The 17,439-nt window shown below is 66.3% G+C and carries 17 protein-coding genes; 6 read left to right on the top strand and 11 right to left on the bottom strand.

What is annotated here, in order from left to right; genetic code table 11:
* Positions 1–25: 25 nt before the first annotated feature.
* From tgt to JW958_00600, 10 genes are all read right to left on the bottom strand, one after another.
* Positions 26–1,177, bottom strand: coding sequence for a tRNA guanosine(34) transglycosylase Tgt (gene tgt / locus JW958_00645; GenBank protein MBN1824738.1), 1,152 nt, complete (start codon positions 1,175–1,177; stop codon positions 26–28).
* 76 nt (positions 1,178–1,253) lie between these two features.
* On the bottom strand, positions 1,254–3,044 hold the full coding sequence (locus JW958_00640; GenBank protein MBN1824737.1) for a T9SS type A sorting domain-containing protein: 1,791 nt from the start codon (positions 3,042–3,044) through the stop codon (positions 1,254–1,256).
* A 72-nt stretch (positions 3,045–3,116) separates the two neighbouring features.
* A complete protein-coding gene (locus tag JW958_00635) occupies positions 3,117–3,512 on the bottom strand; it encodes a hypothetical protein (GenBank protein ID MBN1824736.1) in 396 nt (131 codons plus the stop codon).
* A gap of 116 nt (positions 3,513–3,628) precedes the next feature.
* Complete coding sequence (queA, locus tag JW958_00630; GenBank protein ID MBN1824735.1) at positions 3,629–4,654, bottom strand: tRNA preQ1(34) S-adenosylmethionine ribosyltransferase-isomerase QueA; 1,026 nt, start codon at positions 4,652–4,654, stop codon at positions 3,629–3,631.
* Between the two features lie 10 nt (positions 4,655–4,664).
* Positions 4,665–5,714 (bottom strand): Holliday junction branch migration DNA helicase RuvB, encoded by a 1,050-nt coding sequence (ruvB, locus tag JW958_00625; protein MBN1824734.1) that lies wholly within the window; start codon positions 5,712–5,714, stop codon positions 4,665–4,667.
* Positions 5,707–6,291 carry a Holliday junction branch migration protein RuvA gene (ruvA, locus tag JW958_00620; GenBank protein MBN1824733.1) on the bottom strand — a complete coding sequence of 195 codons (585 nt, stop codon included), beginning with the start codon at positions 6,289–6,291 and terminating at the stop codon, positions 5,707–5,709. The genes ruvB and ruvA overlap by 8 nt, the downstream gene beginning before the upstream one ends.
* A complete protein-coding gene (gene ruvC, locus JW958_00615) occupies positions 6,288–6,773 on the bottom strand; it encodes a crossover junction endodeoxyribonuclease RuvC (GenBank protein ID MBN1824732.1) in 486 nt (161 codons plus the stop codon). The genes ruvA and ruvC overlap by 4 nt, the downstream gene beginning before the upstream one ends.
* Before the next feature lie 30 nt (positions 6,774–6,803).
* Positions 6,804–7,556, bottom strand: coding sequence for a YebC/PmpR family DNA-binding transcriptional regulator (locus JW958_00610; GenBank protein MBN1824731.1), 753 nt, complete (start codon positions 7,554–7,556; stop codon positions 6,804–6,806).
* A gap of 187 nt (positions 7,557–7,743) precedes the next feature.
* The gene (gene fusA, locus JW958_00605; protein ID MBN1824730.1) at positions 7,744–9,819 is read right to left on the bottom strand and encodes an elongation factor G; all 2,076 of its coding nucleotides are present in this window, start codon (positions 9,817–9,819) and stop codon (positions 7,744–7,746) included.
* 70 nt (positions 9,820–9,889) lie between these two features.
* The gene (locus tag JW958_00600) at positions 9,890–10,714 is read right to left on the bottom strand and encodes a DNA alkylation repair protein (GenBank protein MBN1824729.1); all 825 of its coding nucleotides are present in this window, start codon (positions 10,712–10,714) and stop codon (positions 9,890–9,892) included.
* A 159-nt stretch (positions 10,715–10,873) separates the two neighbouring features.
* Between JW958_00600 and JW958_00595 the strand changes: the two genes are divergently transcribed.
* The 6 genes from JW958_00595 (at position 10,874) to JW958_00570 (ending at position 17,076) form a co-directional block, all read left to right on the top strand.
* Positions 10,874–11,335: a PTS sugar transporter subunit IIA gene (locus JW958_00595; protein ID MBN1824728.1), complete on the top strand. Its 462-nt coding sequence runs from the start codon at positions 10,874–10,876 to the stop codon at positions 11,333–11,335.
* Positions 11,336–11,347: 12 nt separating this feature from the next.
* Positions 11,348–11,692, top strand: coding sequence for a hypothetical protein (locus JW958_00590; GenBank protein MBN1824727.1), 345 nt, complete (start codon positions 11,348–11,350; stop codon positions 11,690–11,692).
* Between the two features lie 196 nt (positions 11,693–11,888).
* A complete protein-coding gene (locus JW958_00585; protein ID MBN1824726.1) occupies positions 11,889–13,412 on the top strand; it encodes a phenylalanine--tRNA ligase subunit alpha in 1,524 nt (507 codons plus the stop codon).
* Positions 13,403–15,211 carry a phenylalanine--tRNA ligase subunit beta gene (locus JW958_00580; GenBank protein ID MBN1824725.1) on the top strand — a complete coding sequence of 603 codons (1,809 nt, stop codon included), beginning with the start codon at positions 13,403–13,405 and terminating at the stop codon, positions 15,209–15,211. Before JW958_00585 ends, JW958_00580 begins: the two co-directional genes overlap by 10 nt.
* 50 nt (positions 15,212–15,261) lie before the next feature.
* Positions 15,262–16,578: a pyridoxal phosphate-dependent aminotransferase gene (locus JW958_00575; protein MBN1824724.1), complete on the top strand. Its 1,317-nt coding sequence runs from the start codon at positions 15,262–15,264 to the stop codon at positions 16,576–16,578.
* Positions 16,579–16,596: 18 nt separating this feature from the next.
* The gene (locus JW958_00570) at positions 16,597–17,076 is read left to right on the top strand and encodes a hypothetical protein (protein MBN1824723.1); all 480 of its coding nucleotides are present in this window, start codon (positions 16,597–16,599) and stop codon (positions 17,074–17,076) included.
* A gap of 161 nt (positions 17,077–17,237) precedes the next feature.
* Here JW958_00570 and JW958_00565 read toward each other — a convergent pair.
* Positions 17,238–17,439: hypothetical protein (locus JW958_00565; protein MBN1824722.1), on the bottom strand; the 202-nt coding region annotated here is incomplete at its 5' end.

The following is a 17,439-nucleotide window of genomic DNA, read 5'->3' as shown; positions in this document are numbered from 1 at the left end:
CCCCTAAACGCGGGCGCGGAGAGGATCAGAGACCCTCGCCGGAGAACCAGCGCTCCAGGAAGGCGCCCTTCCAGGCGGCGTATTCGCCCCGCCGGATCGCCTCCCGAGCCTCGCGAACGATGCGAAAATAGAATGTTAGGTTGTGAAGTGTCGCCGAGCGGAGCGCCAGGATCTCCCCCGCGGAAAAAAGGTGTCGCAGATAGGCGCGGGAGAAGAGCCGGCAGGCGGGACAGTCGCAATCCGGATCGGGGGGACGGTCGTCGCGGGCGTAGGCGCCGTTCTTCACCACCAACCGCCCCCGCGACGTGAGGAGAGTGCCGTTGCGCGCCATTCGGGTGGGGAGGACGCAATCGAAGAGGTCGATCCCCCGTTCGATTCCGGCGACGATATCCTCGGGAAAGCCGACGCCCATCAGATAGCGGGGACGGTCCGCCGGGAGGAGCGGCGCCGTGAAGGAGAGCGTGTCCCCCATCTGCTCCTTCGTCTCCCCCACCGAGAGCCCTCCGATGGCGTGGCCGTCGAAACCGATGGCGGCGATCTCCTCGGCGCTCCTCCGCCGGAGGTCCCGATCGAGCCCCCCCTGGACGATGCCGAAAAGCGCCGGTTTCCGCCCCTCCGGCGTCCGTTCCGGCGGGAGCGCGTCCAGAGCGCGGCGCCCCCGTTCCGCCCAAAGCGTGGTGCGGCGGACCGCCTCCTCGACGCTTCTCCGTTCCGCCGGGAGGGGCGGGCAGTGGTCGAAGGACATGGCGATGTCCACGCCGAGCGCCGCCTGGATCTCCACGGCCAGTTCAGGCGTAAAGTGATGGGCCGAGCCGTCGAGGTGGGAGCGGAACTCCACGCCCTCGTCCCGGATCCGGCGGAGCGCCGAGAGGGAAAAGACCTGGAAGCCGCCGCTGTCGGTCAGGATCGGCCTCGTCCAGCCCATGAAGCGGTGGAGACCGCCCCGTTCGCGGATCAGCTCGTGGCCGGGGCGGAGATAGAGGTGGTAGGTGTTGGAGAGGAGGATCCGCCCCCCCGCCGCCTCGATCTCCCGGGGATCGAGGGCGCGCACCGCACCGCGCGTCCCGACGGGCATGAAGGCGGGGGTGGGAACGATGCCGTGGGGCGAATCGATCCTCCCCGCCCGCGCCTCGGAAGCGGGATCGGTCGCCTCACACGTAAATCGAATCGCCGCCATCGCCCGTCGCTCCCGTGAAAAAGCCCCCGCCGCTCGATGGCGACGGGGGCTCGCGTTCGCTCGCGCGACGCGCCGGTCAGCGGATAAGGACCATGCGGCGCGTCTCCGTCCGTTCGCCCGACGTGAGCCGGTAGTAATAGACGCCGGAAGCCGCGTCGCGGCCCGAATCGTCGGAGCCGTCCCAGCGGACCGAATGCCCGCCGGCCGGCAGGCTCTCGCCGCCGATCAGCGTGCGCACCAAACGTCCCGCCGGATTATACACCAACAGAGACGTGGACGCCTCCGCGGGGAGGCGAAAATCGATGGTCGTCGTCGGGTTGAACGGATTGGGGCGGTTCGGTTCGAGGCCGAAGGGGAGCGCCACCGGAACGGCGGAGCCGACGCCGGTCTGCACCGTGCCGTCCTCGAAGCGAATCGTATAGGACGTCGGATCGCTTCTTTTCTTCCCGTTCACGACGATCACCACGAGCTGCGCCGTCTGCTCCGCCGGCAGGGCGAGGGTCTGATCCGCCTGGTTCAGCGAATCCAGCGGGATGTCCTCCCGGAACCAGCCTCCCCCGTAGGCCGCGTCGCGGCGGTAGAGAGCGGTCACTCTCTGGAAGTTCGATCCGTCGAAGATGACGCGGAGCGCGCCGGTCAGATCGCCGAGGCTGCGGATCCGGTAGGGGTGGGCGGACATCCGCGAAATGACGTCGGTCGCCTCGTGGGGGTAGGCGTCGACGGTGGCGTAGACCATGCCGAGAGGATAGGTATCGGCCTCCCCGTAGCAGGGTATGTCGTCGTTCGCCCGGCCGGCGGTCAGATAGTTCCAGGTGGCGAACTCGGCGAAGGCGTCCTGAAAGGACATCCCCTGGTCGCCGATGATCGCCTCGTAACTGTTCGGAACGGTCTCGGCGGGTTCGATCTCGCGGCGGTTCATGAGAGCGAGCCCCATCCCGATCCCCCACTTCTCACAGAGGAAGTGCTGCCAGATGGCGTCCTCGTAGGTTCCGCTCCCGCCGTCGTCCAGCGAGAGGGCCGGCGTGGTGATCCCGTCGTTGTATCCGAAGTAGTTGTAGTAGTCGTTGCTCTCGTCGAAAACCACATCCTCCGCCCAAACCGCGTCCAGCTCGATCCATCCCCCCATCGACATGCCGCCGGTGGTGTTCATCTGGGTGGCGTGCTTGAACTCGTGGGCGCAAGTCACCTTCGCGGCGCCGAGCTGATCCCCTTCCGGATCGTCGTTGGGTGGGAAACCGACGAAATTGTTCTCGATGACGATCGCGCTTCCGCCGTGCCCGTCGGAAGTCGTGTAGCCGTAGGCGCCCATGTTCTCGAAGGAGATGGAGTACTTCTCGCCGGGTTCGAGGGCGGGGGCGTGAAATCCGAGTTCGTCCACCTCGCGGGTCCAGGACGAATCGCAGTAGATCGCCACCTTCTCCACGTAGTCCGGAATCCCGTTGGCGGGGTTCACATCCTCGGTGGGCACCGCGTTCGTTCCGATCGTTTCATAGGTCAAACGGAAATGCCCGCTCGGACTGTCGTAGGTATAGGCCGCGGTCTTTCCCGCGCCGCTATCCCCCCGCAGATATCCCTCGATCTCCTCCACCGTAGAGGCGCGGAAGCCCGCCTTCCCCTCCTCGTATTCCCAAACCGCCCGGGTGAGACTTTTGATGGGCAAAACGTTTTCGACGGCCAAAACCGGGGCGACGCGCTCCGGCGCGAAGACGAAACGGAAACGGCTCAGAAGCGCTTCTTCCCGGTCGATCACCCCTCGCTCCTGCGCGTCGTTCACCACATCCTCGAAGGGGCGCGGCCTATCGGCGGCGTGTACCGCGGCGGCGAGGGACAGGATCGACAAAACGGCGAAAATCAGACGAATCCGCATTCTATCCTCCAGGTAATCACGTTCTCGGGGAGAGTCTGGGGAGACCGTTTGAATGACTTAATTGTAATGAAATCAGCGGGGAAAGTCAACACGGGAAAGGTTCGAGGAGGCATGGAAAAGGGCGCCCGGCCCGCCGGCCGGACGCCCTTTCGCAGAGGGAATCGAGTTGGATCCGTCGAGCACCTTCCAGTCCATCCCTGAAAAGTCGGAGAAGAAGATGTCCCCCAGGATATTGCCGCTCTGCGACTCCGTGTAAACCGCCGTTCCCTGAAGGCCGGTGGTCAGATAATCGACGGAGAAATAGAAGGTGAGAGGGAAATGCTTTTGAACTTCCGAGGGAAGCACCACCAGATCCTTCCCCCAGGAGAGGGCATCCACCTCTTCACTCTCCAGGAGGCCGATCAACGGCGCCTGAATGATCATGGAGTTGGTGCCGTCCGGCCACAGGGGAATGTTCCCGCTGCTCACGAAACATGAGCGCCGTCCGGTGCGAAGGTCGCGATGTCGTTCGGCATGGTGGGACGGCCCAGACCGCTATTCAGCACCGAGAATTTCACGGGTCGGCGTTCGGCGGCGGCGGGGAATCAGAGGATCAGCATGCAGTCGCCGTAGCTGTAGAAACGATACCCCTCCCCTACCGCGTACCGGTAGGCGTCGATCATCCGGTCCGCGCCGGTGAAGGCGCAAACGAGCAGGAAAAGTGTGGAGCGGGGCAGGTGAAAATTGGTCAATAATCCGTCCGTCACGCGCGGCTTGGCCGGCGGATGGAGGAAGAGACGCGTCCACCCGGTCCCCGGTTCGATGCGGTCCCCCCGGGCGACCGTCTCCAACGCGCGCACCACGGTCGTTCCCACCGCCACCACTCTTCCTCCCTCACGGCGGACGCGATCCACCGCTTCCGCGGTCTCCTCCGGAACGCGGTACTCCTCCTCCTCCATCCGGTGGTCCTCCACCTCTTCGGCGCGGACGGGACGGAAAGTCCCCGGCCCGACGTGCAGAGTCACGCGTGCGCGGCGGATTCCGGCGCGGTCCAGATCCTCGAGAAGCGACTCGGTGAAATGAAGCCCGGCGGTGGGCGCAGCGATGGATCCCCTCGTTCGCGCGAACACGGTCTGGTAGCGCGTACGGTCCGACTCGTCGGGGCGGCGCCGAATGTAGGGAGGGAGAGGCACCTCCCCCGCTCCGTCCAGGGCGCGGTCCACGTCTTCTCCCCCCGAGAAGCGGACCACCCATTCCCCCTCGCCGCCGCGGCGCACCGCCTCGCCTTCCAGTCCCGCCCCCTCGAAGCGGAGGATCGAACCGGGCCGCACCTTGCGGGAAGGACGGACGAGAAGGAGCCACTCCCCCTCCCCGACCGGACGGAGGAAGAGCGCTTCCGCCCTCCGCGTCCCGTCGAGAACGCCGAAGAGGCGGGCGGGAAAAACGCGCGTGTCGTTGAAGATTAAAAGATCGCCCGGCCGGAGAAGCCAGGGCAGGTCACGAACCTCGGCATGCCCGATCCCGCCGCCGCGACGCTCCACCGTCATCAGCCGCGCCCGGTCCCGCTCCGGCGCAGGCGTCTGGGCGATCCGCTCCTCGGGCAGCTCGAAATCGTAGTCGGAGATTTTCATCGGGAAGCGATCAAAGGAGGCGCTCCTGCGGCCGCCGGCGATCCCCCTCCGGATCCACGCCGAGGTGGCGGTACGCTTCGGCGGTCGCCACGCGCCCCCGCGGAGTCCGCTGCAGGAGACCCTCGCGGAGGAGGAAAGGTTCGTGCACGTCTTCGATGGTGTCCGCCTCTTCGCCGACGGAGACGGCCAGCGTGCCGAGTCCCACCGGCCCGCCGTCGAACTTGCGCACCACCGCCTCCAGGATCCGGATATCCATCCCCCCGAGACCCCGCTCGTCCACGTCGAGACGGGCGAGGGCGTGTCGCGCCAGGGAGACGTCGATCAGGCCGCTCCCCTCCACCTCGGCGAAATCCCGCACCCGCCGGAGCAACCGGTTGGCGACCCGCGGCGTTCCGCGGGAGCGGCGGGCGATCTCGGAGGCGCCCTCGTCGTCCACATCCACGCCGAGGATCCGGCCGGAGCGGATGACGATCCTGTGCAGATCCTTTGCATCGTAGAAGTCCATGTGGCACTCCACGCCGAATCGGCTCCGGAGCGGCCGCGTCAAAAGACCGGAGCGGGTGGTGGCGCCGACGAGCGTGAAGGGAGGAAGGCTGAGGCGGACCGAGCGGGCGTGGGGGCCCTTGTCGATCAGGATATCGATCTGATAGTCCTCCATGGCCGGATAAAGGTATTCCTCCACCACGTGGCTCATCCGGTGGATCTCGTCCAGAAAGAGAATCGCGCGCTCCGAGAGGCCGGTGAGCATTCCGGCGAGATCACCAGGCTTCTCGATGATCGGCCCGGAGCTCGTCTTGATCTCCACCCCCAGTTCCTCGGCGAGAATCCAGGCGAGGGTGGTTTTGCCGAGCCCCGGCGGTCCGGAGAGAAGAACGTGATCCAGCGCCTCGCCCCGATTCCGCGTCGCCTCGATGAACACGCGCAGGTTCGCCTTCACCTTTTCCTGGCCGATGAAGTCGTCCAACCTCCGCGGCCGCAGCGTCTCTTCGAAACGCTCCTCCCCCGGAAAGGGGGCGCCGGCGGTCAGGTCCCGTTGATCGCGCGCGTTCGAATCAGACAAAACGAAGAGCCTCCCTCACCAATTGCTCCAGAGTCGAGTCTTCCCCACCGCCCTCCGAGGCGGCCCGCTCCACGGCCCTCGCCGCCTTGTCCCCCCGGAAACCGAGCGCTTCCAACGCCAGGATCGCTTCGCCGGCGATCCCGCCGGGGAGGGCGGTGCCCGCCGTCCCACCTTCCAGTTCGAAACGCCCCTTCAGCTCCAACACCAACCGCTCGGCACTCTTCTTGCCGATCCCGGGCACCCGGGTGAGGAGAATCGTGTCCCCGTTCAGTACCGCCTCGCGGAACCGATCCGGCCGGAGGGCCGACAGCACCGCCAGCGCCAGCTTGGGACCGACACCCGGCACGGCGAGTGTCTGCAGGAAAACGTCCCTCTCGGATCGATCGGAAAAACCATAGAGGTATAGTTTCTCCTCCCGGAGATAGGGGAGGGTGAAAAGCGTCGCTTCTCTCCCCTCGGCGGGCAGGTCCTCGAAAGTGGAGAGCGAGATGAGGAGGTCGAAACCGACGCCCCCCACATCCACCACCGCCCGCGAAGGGCTCTTCTCCGCCAGGCGGCCCCGCACGTAGGCGATCATCGCGCCCCCTCCCGCGCCACCCGGTGGCAGTGGCAGATCGCCACGGCGAGGGCGTCCGACTCGTCCGTCGATCCGGAGAGATCGGCTAGGTCGAGGATGCTCCGCACCATATAACGCACCTGCTCCTTGGTGGCTTGGCCGTTCCCGGTCACCGCCGACTTGATCCGCGCCGGCGGGTATTCGGCGATGGAAACCGAAGAGTCCGCCGCGGCGAGGAGCACCACGCCGCGCACCAGGCCGATCCGCGCCACGGTCCGGGGGTTCACGCCCTGGAAGAGATCCTCCACCGCCGCCTCGTCCACAGCCTCCCTGTCCAGGAGATCCCGCACGCCGCGGTAAACCACCTGCAGTTTCTCCGGGAAAGGGGCGTTTCGGGGGGGGCGGATCTCGCCGGAGTGGATGCGGATCAAACGCCCGCCGACGGCGCGGATCAGGCCGAAGCCCGTGCTCGCGCTCCCCGGATCGACGCCGAGAACGATCATGGGACGCCCGCCTCGGGCCCGCGTCGCGGCCTAGGAACTCAGCTCTTCGAGGAACTCGTCGGGGATGTCGAAATTGGCGGAGACGCGGTGCACGTCGTCATTGTCCTCCAACTCCTCGACCATACGAAGCACCTTCCCCGCCGCATCCCGGCCCAGCGGCACCGTGGTCATGGGAAGCCGCACCACCTCGGCTTCGTCGGGAACGATCCCCGCCCCCTTGAGCGCCGCGGTCACTTCGCCCACCGCGGAGGGATCGGTCGTAATCTCCCAGGAATCCCCCTCGTCGGAGACGTCCTCCGCCCCCGCGTCGAGGGCGATCATAATCAGGTCGTCCTCCGAGAGCCCATCCCTCTTCTCCACCACGATCAGGCCCTTCTGTTTGAACAGGTAGGCCACCGAACCGACCTCGCCCATCCGCCCGCCCAGCTTGGTCAGGATGTGGCGGACCTCGGAAGTGGTCCGGTTTCGATTGTCCGTCATCGTCTCGATCAGGAGCGCGACGCCGCCCGGCGCGTATCCTTCGTAATTGATCTCCTCGATCGTCTCGCCCGGGATGTCGCCGGTCCCCTTCTTGATCGCTCGCTCGATGTTCGCGTTCGGCATGTTGTTCGCTTTGGCGTTGTCGATGGCGGTGCGGAGGCGCGGATTGGAGGTAGGATCGCCCCCGCCCGACCGGGCGGCGATGGTCAATTCCCGGATGAGCCGCGTGAAGATCTTGCCGCGCTGCGCGTCGGCCTTCCCTTTTTTACGTTTGATCGTCGACCACTTGGAGTGTCCGGACATGGCACACCTCAACCGTAGGATCGCCCGCGCGGCGCCGGCGGAACCGTCCCCGCCGCGTCGGGGAAAGTGTAGCACATCCCTCGAGAACCGGGCAACGGCGCCCGGTTCGGATGAAAAGGGGGATCAGGCCGGACAGGCCCGATCCCCCGCGACGTCTCGATCGGTCTGTCGCATCGTACCCGGCCGATCAGGCCTCCTCCTTGGCCGCCTGTGCCTCGGCGATCACCTTTTCGGCGAAATCCTTCGGAACCTCCTCGTAGGTGGAGAATTCCCTCTCGTACAACCCGCGACCTTGTGTGAGGGAACGCAGGTTGGTGGAATACTTGTACAGCTCCGCCAGCGGAACCCGGGCGCGCAACACCTGGAATCCCCCCTCGGAGTCCATGCCGAGGATCTTGCCGCGCCGGGAGGAGAGATCGCCCATCACGTCGCCCATGTACTCCTCGGGCACGGTCACCTTCACCTCGTAAATCGGCTCGAGGAGAATCGGGTTCGCCTGGAGGAAGCCCTTCTTGAACGCCATCGAACCGGCGACCTTGAAGGAGTTTTCCGAAGAGTCGACCGGATGGTGGGATCCGTCGTAAAGGCTGACCTTCACGTCCACCACCTTATAGCCGGCGACGACCCCCTCTTCCATCGCCGCCACCACGCCCTTCTCGACGGCGGGGATGAACTTGTTCGGCACCACGCCGCCCACGACGGCATCGACGAACTCGAAACCGACGCCGCGCGGTTGCGGCTCGATGCGGAGCCAGACGTCGCCGAACTGGCCGCGGCCGCCGGTCTGTTTCTTGTAGCGGCCCTGCACCTCCGCCTTTCCGCGGATCGTTTCTTTATATGGAATGCGCGGCTTGATCAGCTCCACCCCGACGTTGAACCGTTCCTTCAGCTTCTGCACGAGGATGTCCAGATGCATCTCGCCGAGGCCGTGAAGGAGGGTCTGGCGCACTTCCTTGTCGTGCACCACGCGGAAGGTGGGATCCTCTTCCTGCAGGCGGGCGAGGCCGTTGCCGATCTTGTCCTCCTCCCCCTTGTTGATCGCGATCACCGCGGAGCGGATCACCGGTTTCGGGAAGGGAATGGCGGGAAGGACGAAGTCGCCGCCGGGCTCGCAAAGCGTGTCGCCGGTCTTGGTTTCCTTGAGCTTGACGCCCGCGCCGAAATCGCCGGCCGTGAGCCGTGTCGCCTCGACCCGCTCCCTGCCGCGAACGTAGAAGAGCTGTCCGATCCTCTCGGGCTTCTCCGTCCTCGGGTTGTACGGCTCGGAAGAGGCCTTCATCTCGCCGCTGAAAACGCGGAAGTAGGTGAGTTCACCCATGTGGGCTTCGGAAACGGTCTTGAAGGCGAGCGCCGCCAGGGGTTCGCTCTCGGAAGGTTTCCGCTTCTGCTCGCCGTCGGCGGAAACGATCTCGGAGCGGTTCGCCGGCGAGGGGCCCGACTCGGCGATCCGATCGAGCAACAGGTCGGTGCCCATGTTGCGGCCCGTGGAAACGGCGAACACGGGGTACAGCGTGCCGGCGGCGATTCCCGCCTTCAGCCCGCGAAGAATCTCCTCCTCGGTCAGCTCGCCGCCGTCGAGGTATTTCTCCACGAGTGAATCATCCGTCTCGGCGGCCTGCTCGACCAACCGCTCCCGCGCCTCCCGCGCGCGGTCCGCCGCGTCCGCGGGAATCTCCTCCGGGTTCCCTTTGCCGGAGCCGTCGGAGGGATAACGGAACGCCTTCATCCGGAGAACGTCGATCACGCCGTCGAAGCCTTCCCCTTCGTTCAGGGGAATGGTCACCGCCACCGCCCCGTCGGCGAGGCGCTCCCGGATCGATCCGTAGGCCTTGGCGAAGTCGGCGTGCTCCCGATCGACTTTGTTCACGCAAAAGAAAGCGGGAAGGGAACGGCTCTTGGCGTAGCGCCAAACCCGGTCGGTGCCCACCTCGACGCCCGCTTGGGCGTCCACGAGGACCACGACCGCGTCGGTCACCTGCAGAGCGGCCACCACGTCTCCGATGAAGTCGGCGTAGCCGGGTGTGTCGAGGAAGTTGATCTTGCTCTTCTTCCATTCGACGAATCCGAGGCTGCTCCGGATGGTCAGCTTCCGCTTCTTCTCCTCCTCGTCGAAATCGAATTGGGAGGTGCCGTCGTCCACCCGGCCCAGTCGGTTCGATCCGCCGGCGATGAACAGGAGGGCGTCGGCGAGGGAGGTTTTGCCCGAGCCTCCGTGCCCGACGAATGCCAGGTTGCGGAGAGCGTCCGTTCCATATTCCTTCACAACCGTATCTCCTTATTCCTTTTCGCTTAACATCGGAATCAGGAAGTGTATCACTGGGTGTTCTGGCGCGTCAAGAGAGGGCGACGCCGGCCCCGTCCGCCTCCCCCGGCGCGGCGCCGGTCTCCTGGTCCCGCTCCCTGCGGACGCGGGGAAGCACTTCCACCGCAAGGGCGCGGACCTCTTCCCGATCGTCCTCTTCGAACCGGGCCACGAAGCGGCTCACCGCGAGGGCCTGGCGGCGCGCCCCGGCGAGAAGAAGCTGCACGACGGAGCGACGCACCATCGGATCGGAATCGGCGGCATGGCGCCGGGCGACCATCAGGCCGTCGAAGAGTTTCTCCGGCGCCTTCCCCCGGGAGAGGAGCCGGGCGTAGGCGGCGACGCCGAACACGCGATAGCGGGGGTCCGTTTCGGACCGCCAGACCTTGAAAGCCCGGTTCCAGGAATCGTCCCGCCCCGCCTCGAGTTCGCGGGAGACCGCATCGGCGAGCGCCTCCCGAACGGCCGGCGAATCGGTCGCCGCCAGATAGGCGCGAACGCGCTCCACCGCGATAGCCTCCTCCTCCTCGTTCGGCGCGGGGAGGAGCGGGGGCAGAAGGAGCGCGGCGGCCACGCGACACTCGCCGGAACCGGTGGACCAGAGCGCCTCCACCAGAGCGGAACGCTTCGCCTTGCTCCGGATCTTCTTGTCTACCGCGTCGATCACTTCCAGGATCGTTTCCCTACCGACGCGAAGACCGTTCTGCCCGGGCGCGGCTTTCGGGTCCGGAACGAGAAGCGGCGCGATGCCCGCCGTCGCCTCGATTCCGCTCTCGGGGGTCAAGGCGTTCAACGATTCCAACGTCTTATCCCGTATGTTCTTGCGCTCTTCTTTCGTCAGTCTTCCCTGTTCCAAATCAGGTTCCTCCGTATCGATTGACTGTAGCGGAGGGCCGGCCGCCCGGTCAAGCGGCGCCGGAGGAGGAAAAAACCATTTGCCGGACCGCCGTCGATTACCGTACATTCCCTGGGGAAAACGTGGCGTAGGCGAAACGCTCCAATAAGGAGCCCGCAAATGGAATCGATCCATCTTTCGGACTATCTCGATCTGAATGCGATCAGCCTCGAATTGCAGGCCGGCACTAAGGACAAAGTCCTGGAGGAGCTGGTCGCCCTTCTGAACATCGATCCCGAGTCGAAGAACATCGCCCTGGAACTGGTTCGGTCGCGGGAGGCGCTCGGATCCACCGGCATCGGGAAAGAGGTCGCGATCCCTCATCTGCGATCCACCATCTTCTCGCAGATCACTCTCGTCTACGGGCGGTCCCTCAAAGGGATCGATTTCGGGGCGGTGGACGGCAAACCGGTCAGGCACTTTTTCCTCGTCGCTTCCCCCCCCATCGACCCTTCGAATCTCTACCACCCGATTCTGGCCAAGATCGTGCAATTGATCCGGCTCCCCAAGAACCGGAAGAGGCTGGGCGAGATCGATTCCAAAGCCGAACTGCTCAATCTGATCGACGAACTGGCCTCATAATAGGAGAAGTCCTTGAAGACGGAACTGGAATACCTCGTCATCCTGAACGATATCGAGCTGATGATCGACGACCTGGGCAAAGGGAACGCCGAAGTGGAGGAGAAACTCGGTTTCGACGTGAGCCGGAAGGAAAAGCTCGAGGACGCGCGCAAGCGCACCCGCGAGAGTTGCTCGCCGCAGCTTCTCTCCCGCTACGACCGGATCCGCGGCAAATACGGCAAGGTGATCGCCCCCGTTTTCGACGGAGTCTGCTACGGCTGCTTCCAGAGGCTCCCCACCCAGCTCGCCCAGGTCAACAAGAACGAGGAGATCCTCAGCTGCCCGCACTGCGGACGGTTCATCTACTTTATGAGATAACGGTTTATGAAACGTCCGGCGCCCGCCGCCTCCCCGTCCCGGGGAGGAGCGGCCGCGCGCGTACCCGCACCCCGCCCTTCACAACCCCGCAAAGCGCCGCCGGCGTTTTACTTTGCCGTTTTCCGTCCCCCGGGGCTTTGTGGTATCCTCCTTCCGAAAACGCGCGCAATCACGTAGGAAACGAGGAAGACGCCCCATGAGTACTGCTTTACCACCGAATCAATGCGCGTTGCTCCGCGGCCTCGAAGGCGCGGAAGCCGGCGCCTATCTTCCCGAGGTGGCCGAGGCCGCCGGCGTGGACCAGTCGCTCATCGCCGCCGCGGCCGTGGAGGCGGAGGAGCGGGGCTGGGTCCGCGTCGAGGAGGAGCCCTTCGAGGAGGTGAGCCTCCTGGACGCCGGCCGCCTCTTCCTGCAATCGGGCGAGCCGCTCCCGGAGCTCCGGGTTCACCGGATCCTCGTCGAGGAGGGTCCTCTTCCGGTGACGGAGATCGCCGCGCGGCTCGGAATGGCGCCGGGCGAGGCGGGGAAGCTGCTCCGCTTCCTCTTCTCCAAAAAACTGGCCCGCAAGGAGAAAGGCGCCCTCGCGCCCGACCCGGACGCGGCGGCGGAGGGATTCGCGGACGCGGAACTTCTGGAGCGTTTCCGGGGACGCGGCGAAGCCCCGCTCGAGCTCCTCGGGGCGGAGGCGGAACGACTCCGGGAAGCCCTCGGCGACCTGAAGGCGAGGGAGTTCGTGAAGGTGCGCGCCCGGACGCGGCGGCGGCTCGCCCTCACCGGCGAGGGGCGCGCGCTCCTGAAGGCCGGCGTCGATGCGCTGGACGAGAGAAACCAGCTCGATCCCGAACTCCTCGTGGACGGCGCCTGGAGGAAGGTCGCCTTCCGGCCCTACGACGTGACGGTCGAGGCGGCGCCGGTGCATCCGGCGAAGGCGCATCCCTTCCGCCGCATCTTGGAGGAGGCGCGCCGCGCCTTCCTGCACCTCGGCTTTCAAGAGATCCGCGGCTCCTGCGTGGAGAGCGCCTTCTGGGACTTCGACGCCCTCTTCCAGCCCCAGGACCACCCGGCCCGTGAGATGCAGGACACCTTCTACGTCGATCGCCCGCCGCGCTTCCCCCTTCCGGAAAGGGAGCTGGTGGAGAAGGTGCGCGCGATCCACGAAAACGGCGGCGGCACCGGATCGATCGGCTGGCGTTACGAGTGGGACGAGGAGACGGCGCGCCGCGTGGTGCTCCGCACCCACACCACGGCCGCCACCGTCGCCGCGCTCCGGGAGGATCCCCGTCCCCCGCGCAAGGTCTTCCTCGTCGGCCGCGTCTTTCGCCGCGAGAAGATCGACTACAAGCACCTTCCCGAGTTCTATCAGGTGGACGGGATCATCGTGGACGAGAAGGCGAGCCTCAGCACCCTCCTCGGCACGCTCGCCGAGTTCTACCGCCAGATGGGCTTCGAACGGATCCGCTTCCGTCCGGACTATTTCCCCTACACCGAACCGAGCGTGGGGGTCTTCGTCCGCGACGAGGAGCGGGGAGACTGGTTCGAGCTGGGCGGCGCCGGCGTCTTCCGTCCCGAGGTGACCGCGCCGTACGGCTGCGCCACGCCGGTCCTCGCATGGGGGCTCGGCCTGGAGCGGCTCGCCATGCGCCGCTTCGGCATCACCGACATCCGCAAACTCTACTGGAGCGATATCCGCTGGCTGGAGGAGACGCCGCTGTGCCTGTAGTCGCCATACCCACCGACGCGCTGCGGCGCCGGATCGGCGCCCCCGTCGACGACGATACACTGATGCATCTTCTCGAACGGCTCGGCTGCGACGTGGAAGGCTTCGCCCCGGTGCGCCGCCTCCGCTGCCCTTCCTGCGGCTCCATCGTGGAGAGGACGGAGAAGGGGGAACCGCCCGGCGCGTGCCCGGAGTGTCTCGCCGACGCCGGCGGCGATCCGGAGAAGTACTGGATCGACCTCGGCTGGGAAAACGCGATCCGGATGGATCTCCTTCCCGTGCGGCCGGATCTGTTCGACGCCGGTGGTCTCGCCCGCGCGCTGCGCGGTCTGCTGGGGCGCGAGACCGGCCTCCCCCGTTACGATCTCGCGCCGGCGTCCCTGGAAGTCCGCGTCGATCCGGACATGGGGCGTTCCGATTCCTACCGCCCCTACATCGCCTGCGCGGCGGTGCGCGGCGTCCGCCTCGACGACTTCACCATCCGCGCGGTGATGAAGCTCCAGGAGGATCTGCACTGGGCGCTCGGCCGCAACCGGAAGTTCGCCTCCATCGGCGTCTACGACCTCTCCGTTCTCGAAGGTCCCTTCCTCTACCGGCCCGTCGGCCCCGAGGAGATCCGCTTCGTCCCACTCGCCTCGCGGGACGACCGGGCGCTCACGCCGCGGGAGATCCTGGAAAAGCATCCCAAGGGGATCGACTACGCCCATCTGCTCAAGGAACACGCGCGCTACCCGCTCCTGGAGGACGCCCGCGGGAAGGTCCTCAGCATACCCCCCGTCATCAACAGCAAGGAGACGGCGATCCACGCCGGGTCGACGGACCTCTTCATCGACGTGACGGGGATCGAGGAGCGCCCGGTGGAAAAGGCGCTTCATGTGTTAACGACCAGCTTTCTCGAGCTTTTCGAGGAGGCGCGGCCTGAGAAGGTGGCGATCGTTCGGGGAGGTGAGCGGCGGGAGACGCCGGACTTGACGCCGGCGGAGATGCGCCTCGACCCGCGCGAGGCGGAGCGGGTGATCGGCGTCCCGCTGGACGCCGCGCGAACGGCGAAGCTTCTTCGCGCCATGCGGCACGACGCGGAGCCGGAGGGGGACATGGTGCGCGCCGTCGTCCCCGCCTACCGGAACGACATCCTCCACCCCGTCGACCTGATCGAGGACGTGGCGATGGCGATCGGCTACGACGAGATCCCGCGCCGTCTCATCCCCAGCTTCACCCTCGCCGGGGAACGGCCGGAGAGGGTGCTGCAGCGCCGCGCCCGGGAGACCATGCTCGGCCTCGGTTTCTCCGAGGCGATGAGCCTGATGCTGACCAACGAGAAGGATCTCTACGAGAGGACCCGCTCCGCCGACCCGGGCGACGCGGTGCGCGCCGAGAATCCCGCGTCGGTGGAGCAGAGGATCCTCCGCACCGCCCTCGCGCCCGGTTTGCTCCGCCTGCTCGGACGAAACCGGGGCGCCGGCGTAACGCACCGCCTCTTCGAGGCGGACGACGTGGTTCTTCTCGCGGAGGGACACGACGAACCGGAGGAGCGGCTCCATCTGGCCGGCGTGATCCAGGACCGGACCGCCGGCTTCGCCGACATCCGTTCGGTGGCCGACGCCGCCGCCCGCGAGCTGGGGATCCCCCTCGCCTACCGGCCTTCCCGCGACCCCCTCTTTCTGGAGGGGCGGGGCGCGGAGCTTCTCGCCGAGAACCGCGTGATCGGCCGCGCCGGCGAGGTGCACCCGGAGGTCCTGGAGAACTACTCCATCGCCGCGCCGGCGGCGATCTTCGAAATCGAACTCGATCGATCCCGGTGAACCGTAGCCTGGATTGCACGGACTTTCGTCACGAGGGATAGGAGAGACCGATGCCCGACGTGCCTTTCGACAGAGAAACGGTGGCGCGGATCGTTCGGGAGGCGGGCGTGGACCTCAGCACCGCTTCGATCCGCGAGATGAACAGGGTGGTGAACGAGATCGAGCAGGCGCTGGACGTCCGCTTTATCCGGATGGAGTTCGGCATCCCCGGGTTGCCGCCGAACCCGGCGGGCGTGGAGGCGGAGATCACGGCGCTCCGCGAAAAGGGGGTCGCCCAGCGGTACGCCCCCTTCGACGGCGTGCCGGAACTGAAGGCGGAGGCGGCGCGCTTCGCGAAGAACTTCATGAACCTCGACCTGCCGCCGTCCTGCTGCGTCCCCACCGTCGGGGCCATGCAGGGATGCTTCGTAAGCCTCGCCGTGGCGGGACACGTGGATCCCGGGAAGGACACGGTCCTCTTTCTCGACCCCGGGTTTCCGGTGAACAAGCAGCAGACCCGCTTTCTCGGGCTGAAAACCGACCACATCGATTTCTACGACCACCGGGGGGAGAAGCTGATCCGCGCCTTGGACGAGCGGCTCGCGAAGGGGGATGTGGCGGCGGTGCTCTGGTCCAGCCCGAACAATCCGTCCTGGATCATCCTCACCGAGGAAGAGCTGGCCGGCATGGCGGAGGCGATCGACCGTCACGGCGCCATCGCCATCGAGGATCTCGCCTACTTCGGCATGGACTTCCGCAAAGAGTACGGCCGCCCCGGCGAGCCCCCCTACCAGCCGACGATCGGCCGCCACGGCAAGCGGTGGTTCTCGGTGGTCTCCAGTTCCAAGAGCTTCAGCTACGCCGGCCAGCGCGTGGCGATCACCTTCCTCTCGCCGGCGCTCTTGGAGGAGCGGTCCCCTCACCTGAAGGACCGGTTCGGGACGGAGAAGATCGGCTATGCCTTCATTCACGGCGGCGTCTACCCGATCACCGCCTGCACCCCCGAGGGACCGCAGTACGGCCTTCTGGCGCTCCTCAAAGGGGTGAACGACGGAACGATCCCCTTCCTGCAGGACGTGAAGGAGTACGCCCGCCGCGCCGCGGCGATGAAAAAGGCTTTCCTGGAGAACGGCTTCCGACTCGTCTACGACAACGACCTCGGCGAGCCGCTGGCGGACGGTTTCTACTTCACCCTTTCTCATCCGAAATACGACGAGGGATGGAAGCTGATCGCCGAACTGCTCCACTACGGGATCAGCGCCATCACGCTGGACACCGCCGGGAGCGTGCGGACCGAGGGGCTCAGGGCATGCACCAGCCTGACCTCCCTCGACCAGATCCCGGAGTTGGAGGAGCGGCTTCGCGCCTTCGCCGCGGCGCACGCCTAGGAAGGGAGGAAAAGGGGGATGGCGTGGAGAGAGAGCGGTTCCGGGCGGTCCTTCCCGATCCCCTTTTTCGCCGTCGTCCTCCTCGTCGTTCTCGCGACCATCCTCCTCGTCGACGACATCCGCCTCCGGCGGGAGGCGGAACTGCGGGACGCGAAGGCCCGGGTCGAGGAGACCGCCGCTCCGGAAGCGGAAGAGGAAACGGCGGCGGACGACGCATCCCCCTCCCCCCTCTCGGACACCGATATCCGACTCCTGCGAAAGCAGGGACTCGAAGATCCGGAGAGAGATCTCATCGCCGATTTACGGAGCCGCACGGATCTGATCCCCTTCGATGGCGTGCACGGGGGAACGATGTTCTTCTCCAACATCGTCATCCTCCCGGGGGGAAGCGCTTTCGCCTTGTTCGAGGACGGCCACATCGCCGGCCGCATGCTCCTCGGCTACGAAGTCGAAGCCGGCCGGATCGACTGGACCATGCTGCACGCCACGCTGGACTAGCATCTCCTCCATCCCCCGCTCACGAATTCGAATCGGGTCGATTTCGATTGCGATAGCGATCCCGATCCCGATAGTGACGGCAAGCCCTTCGCGGATCCTCGTAACCAGATACCTTTTCCTCCGCTCCGCTCCGGAAAAGTGAATCAGGTTACGAGGGGTTTTCAAAGCACCCTCACCCTCTCCCGCCATCCCCTCCGCCTCTTCCCCGGACGGACGGCGTGATCCTTCGAGGAGAAGGGGCGGGACGGGGGCCCCAACCTCTCGAGGTGCGTGAGGAACAGCCGCGCGAGGTCGCACCCTTGTGGGAACTCCGTGGCGATCACGAACCCACCCAGGGGGCGGCACGCCCCGGACTCCGAGAGG

The organism is Candidatus Eisenbacteria bacterium (assembly GCA_016930695.1).
In the GTDB taxonomy this organism is placed as follows: domain Bacteria; phylum Orphanbacterota; class Orphanbacteria; order Orphanbacterales; family Orphanbacteraceae; genus JAFGGD01.
Note: the sequence above shows the minus strand (reverse complement) of the source record. Positions and strands in the feature narration are given on the sequence as shown.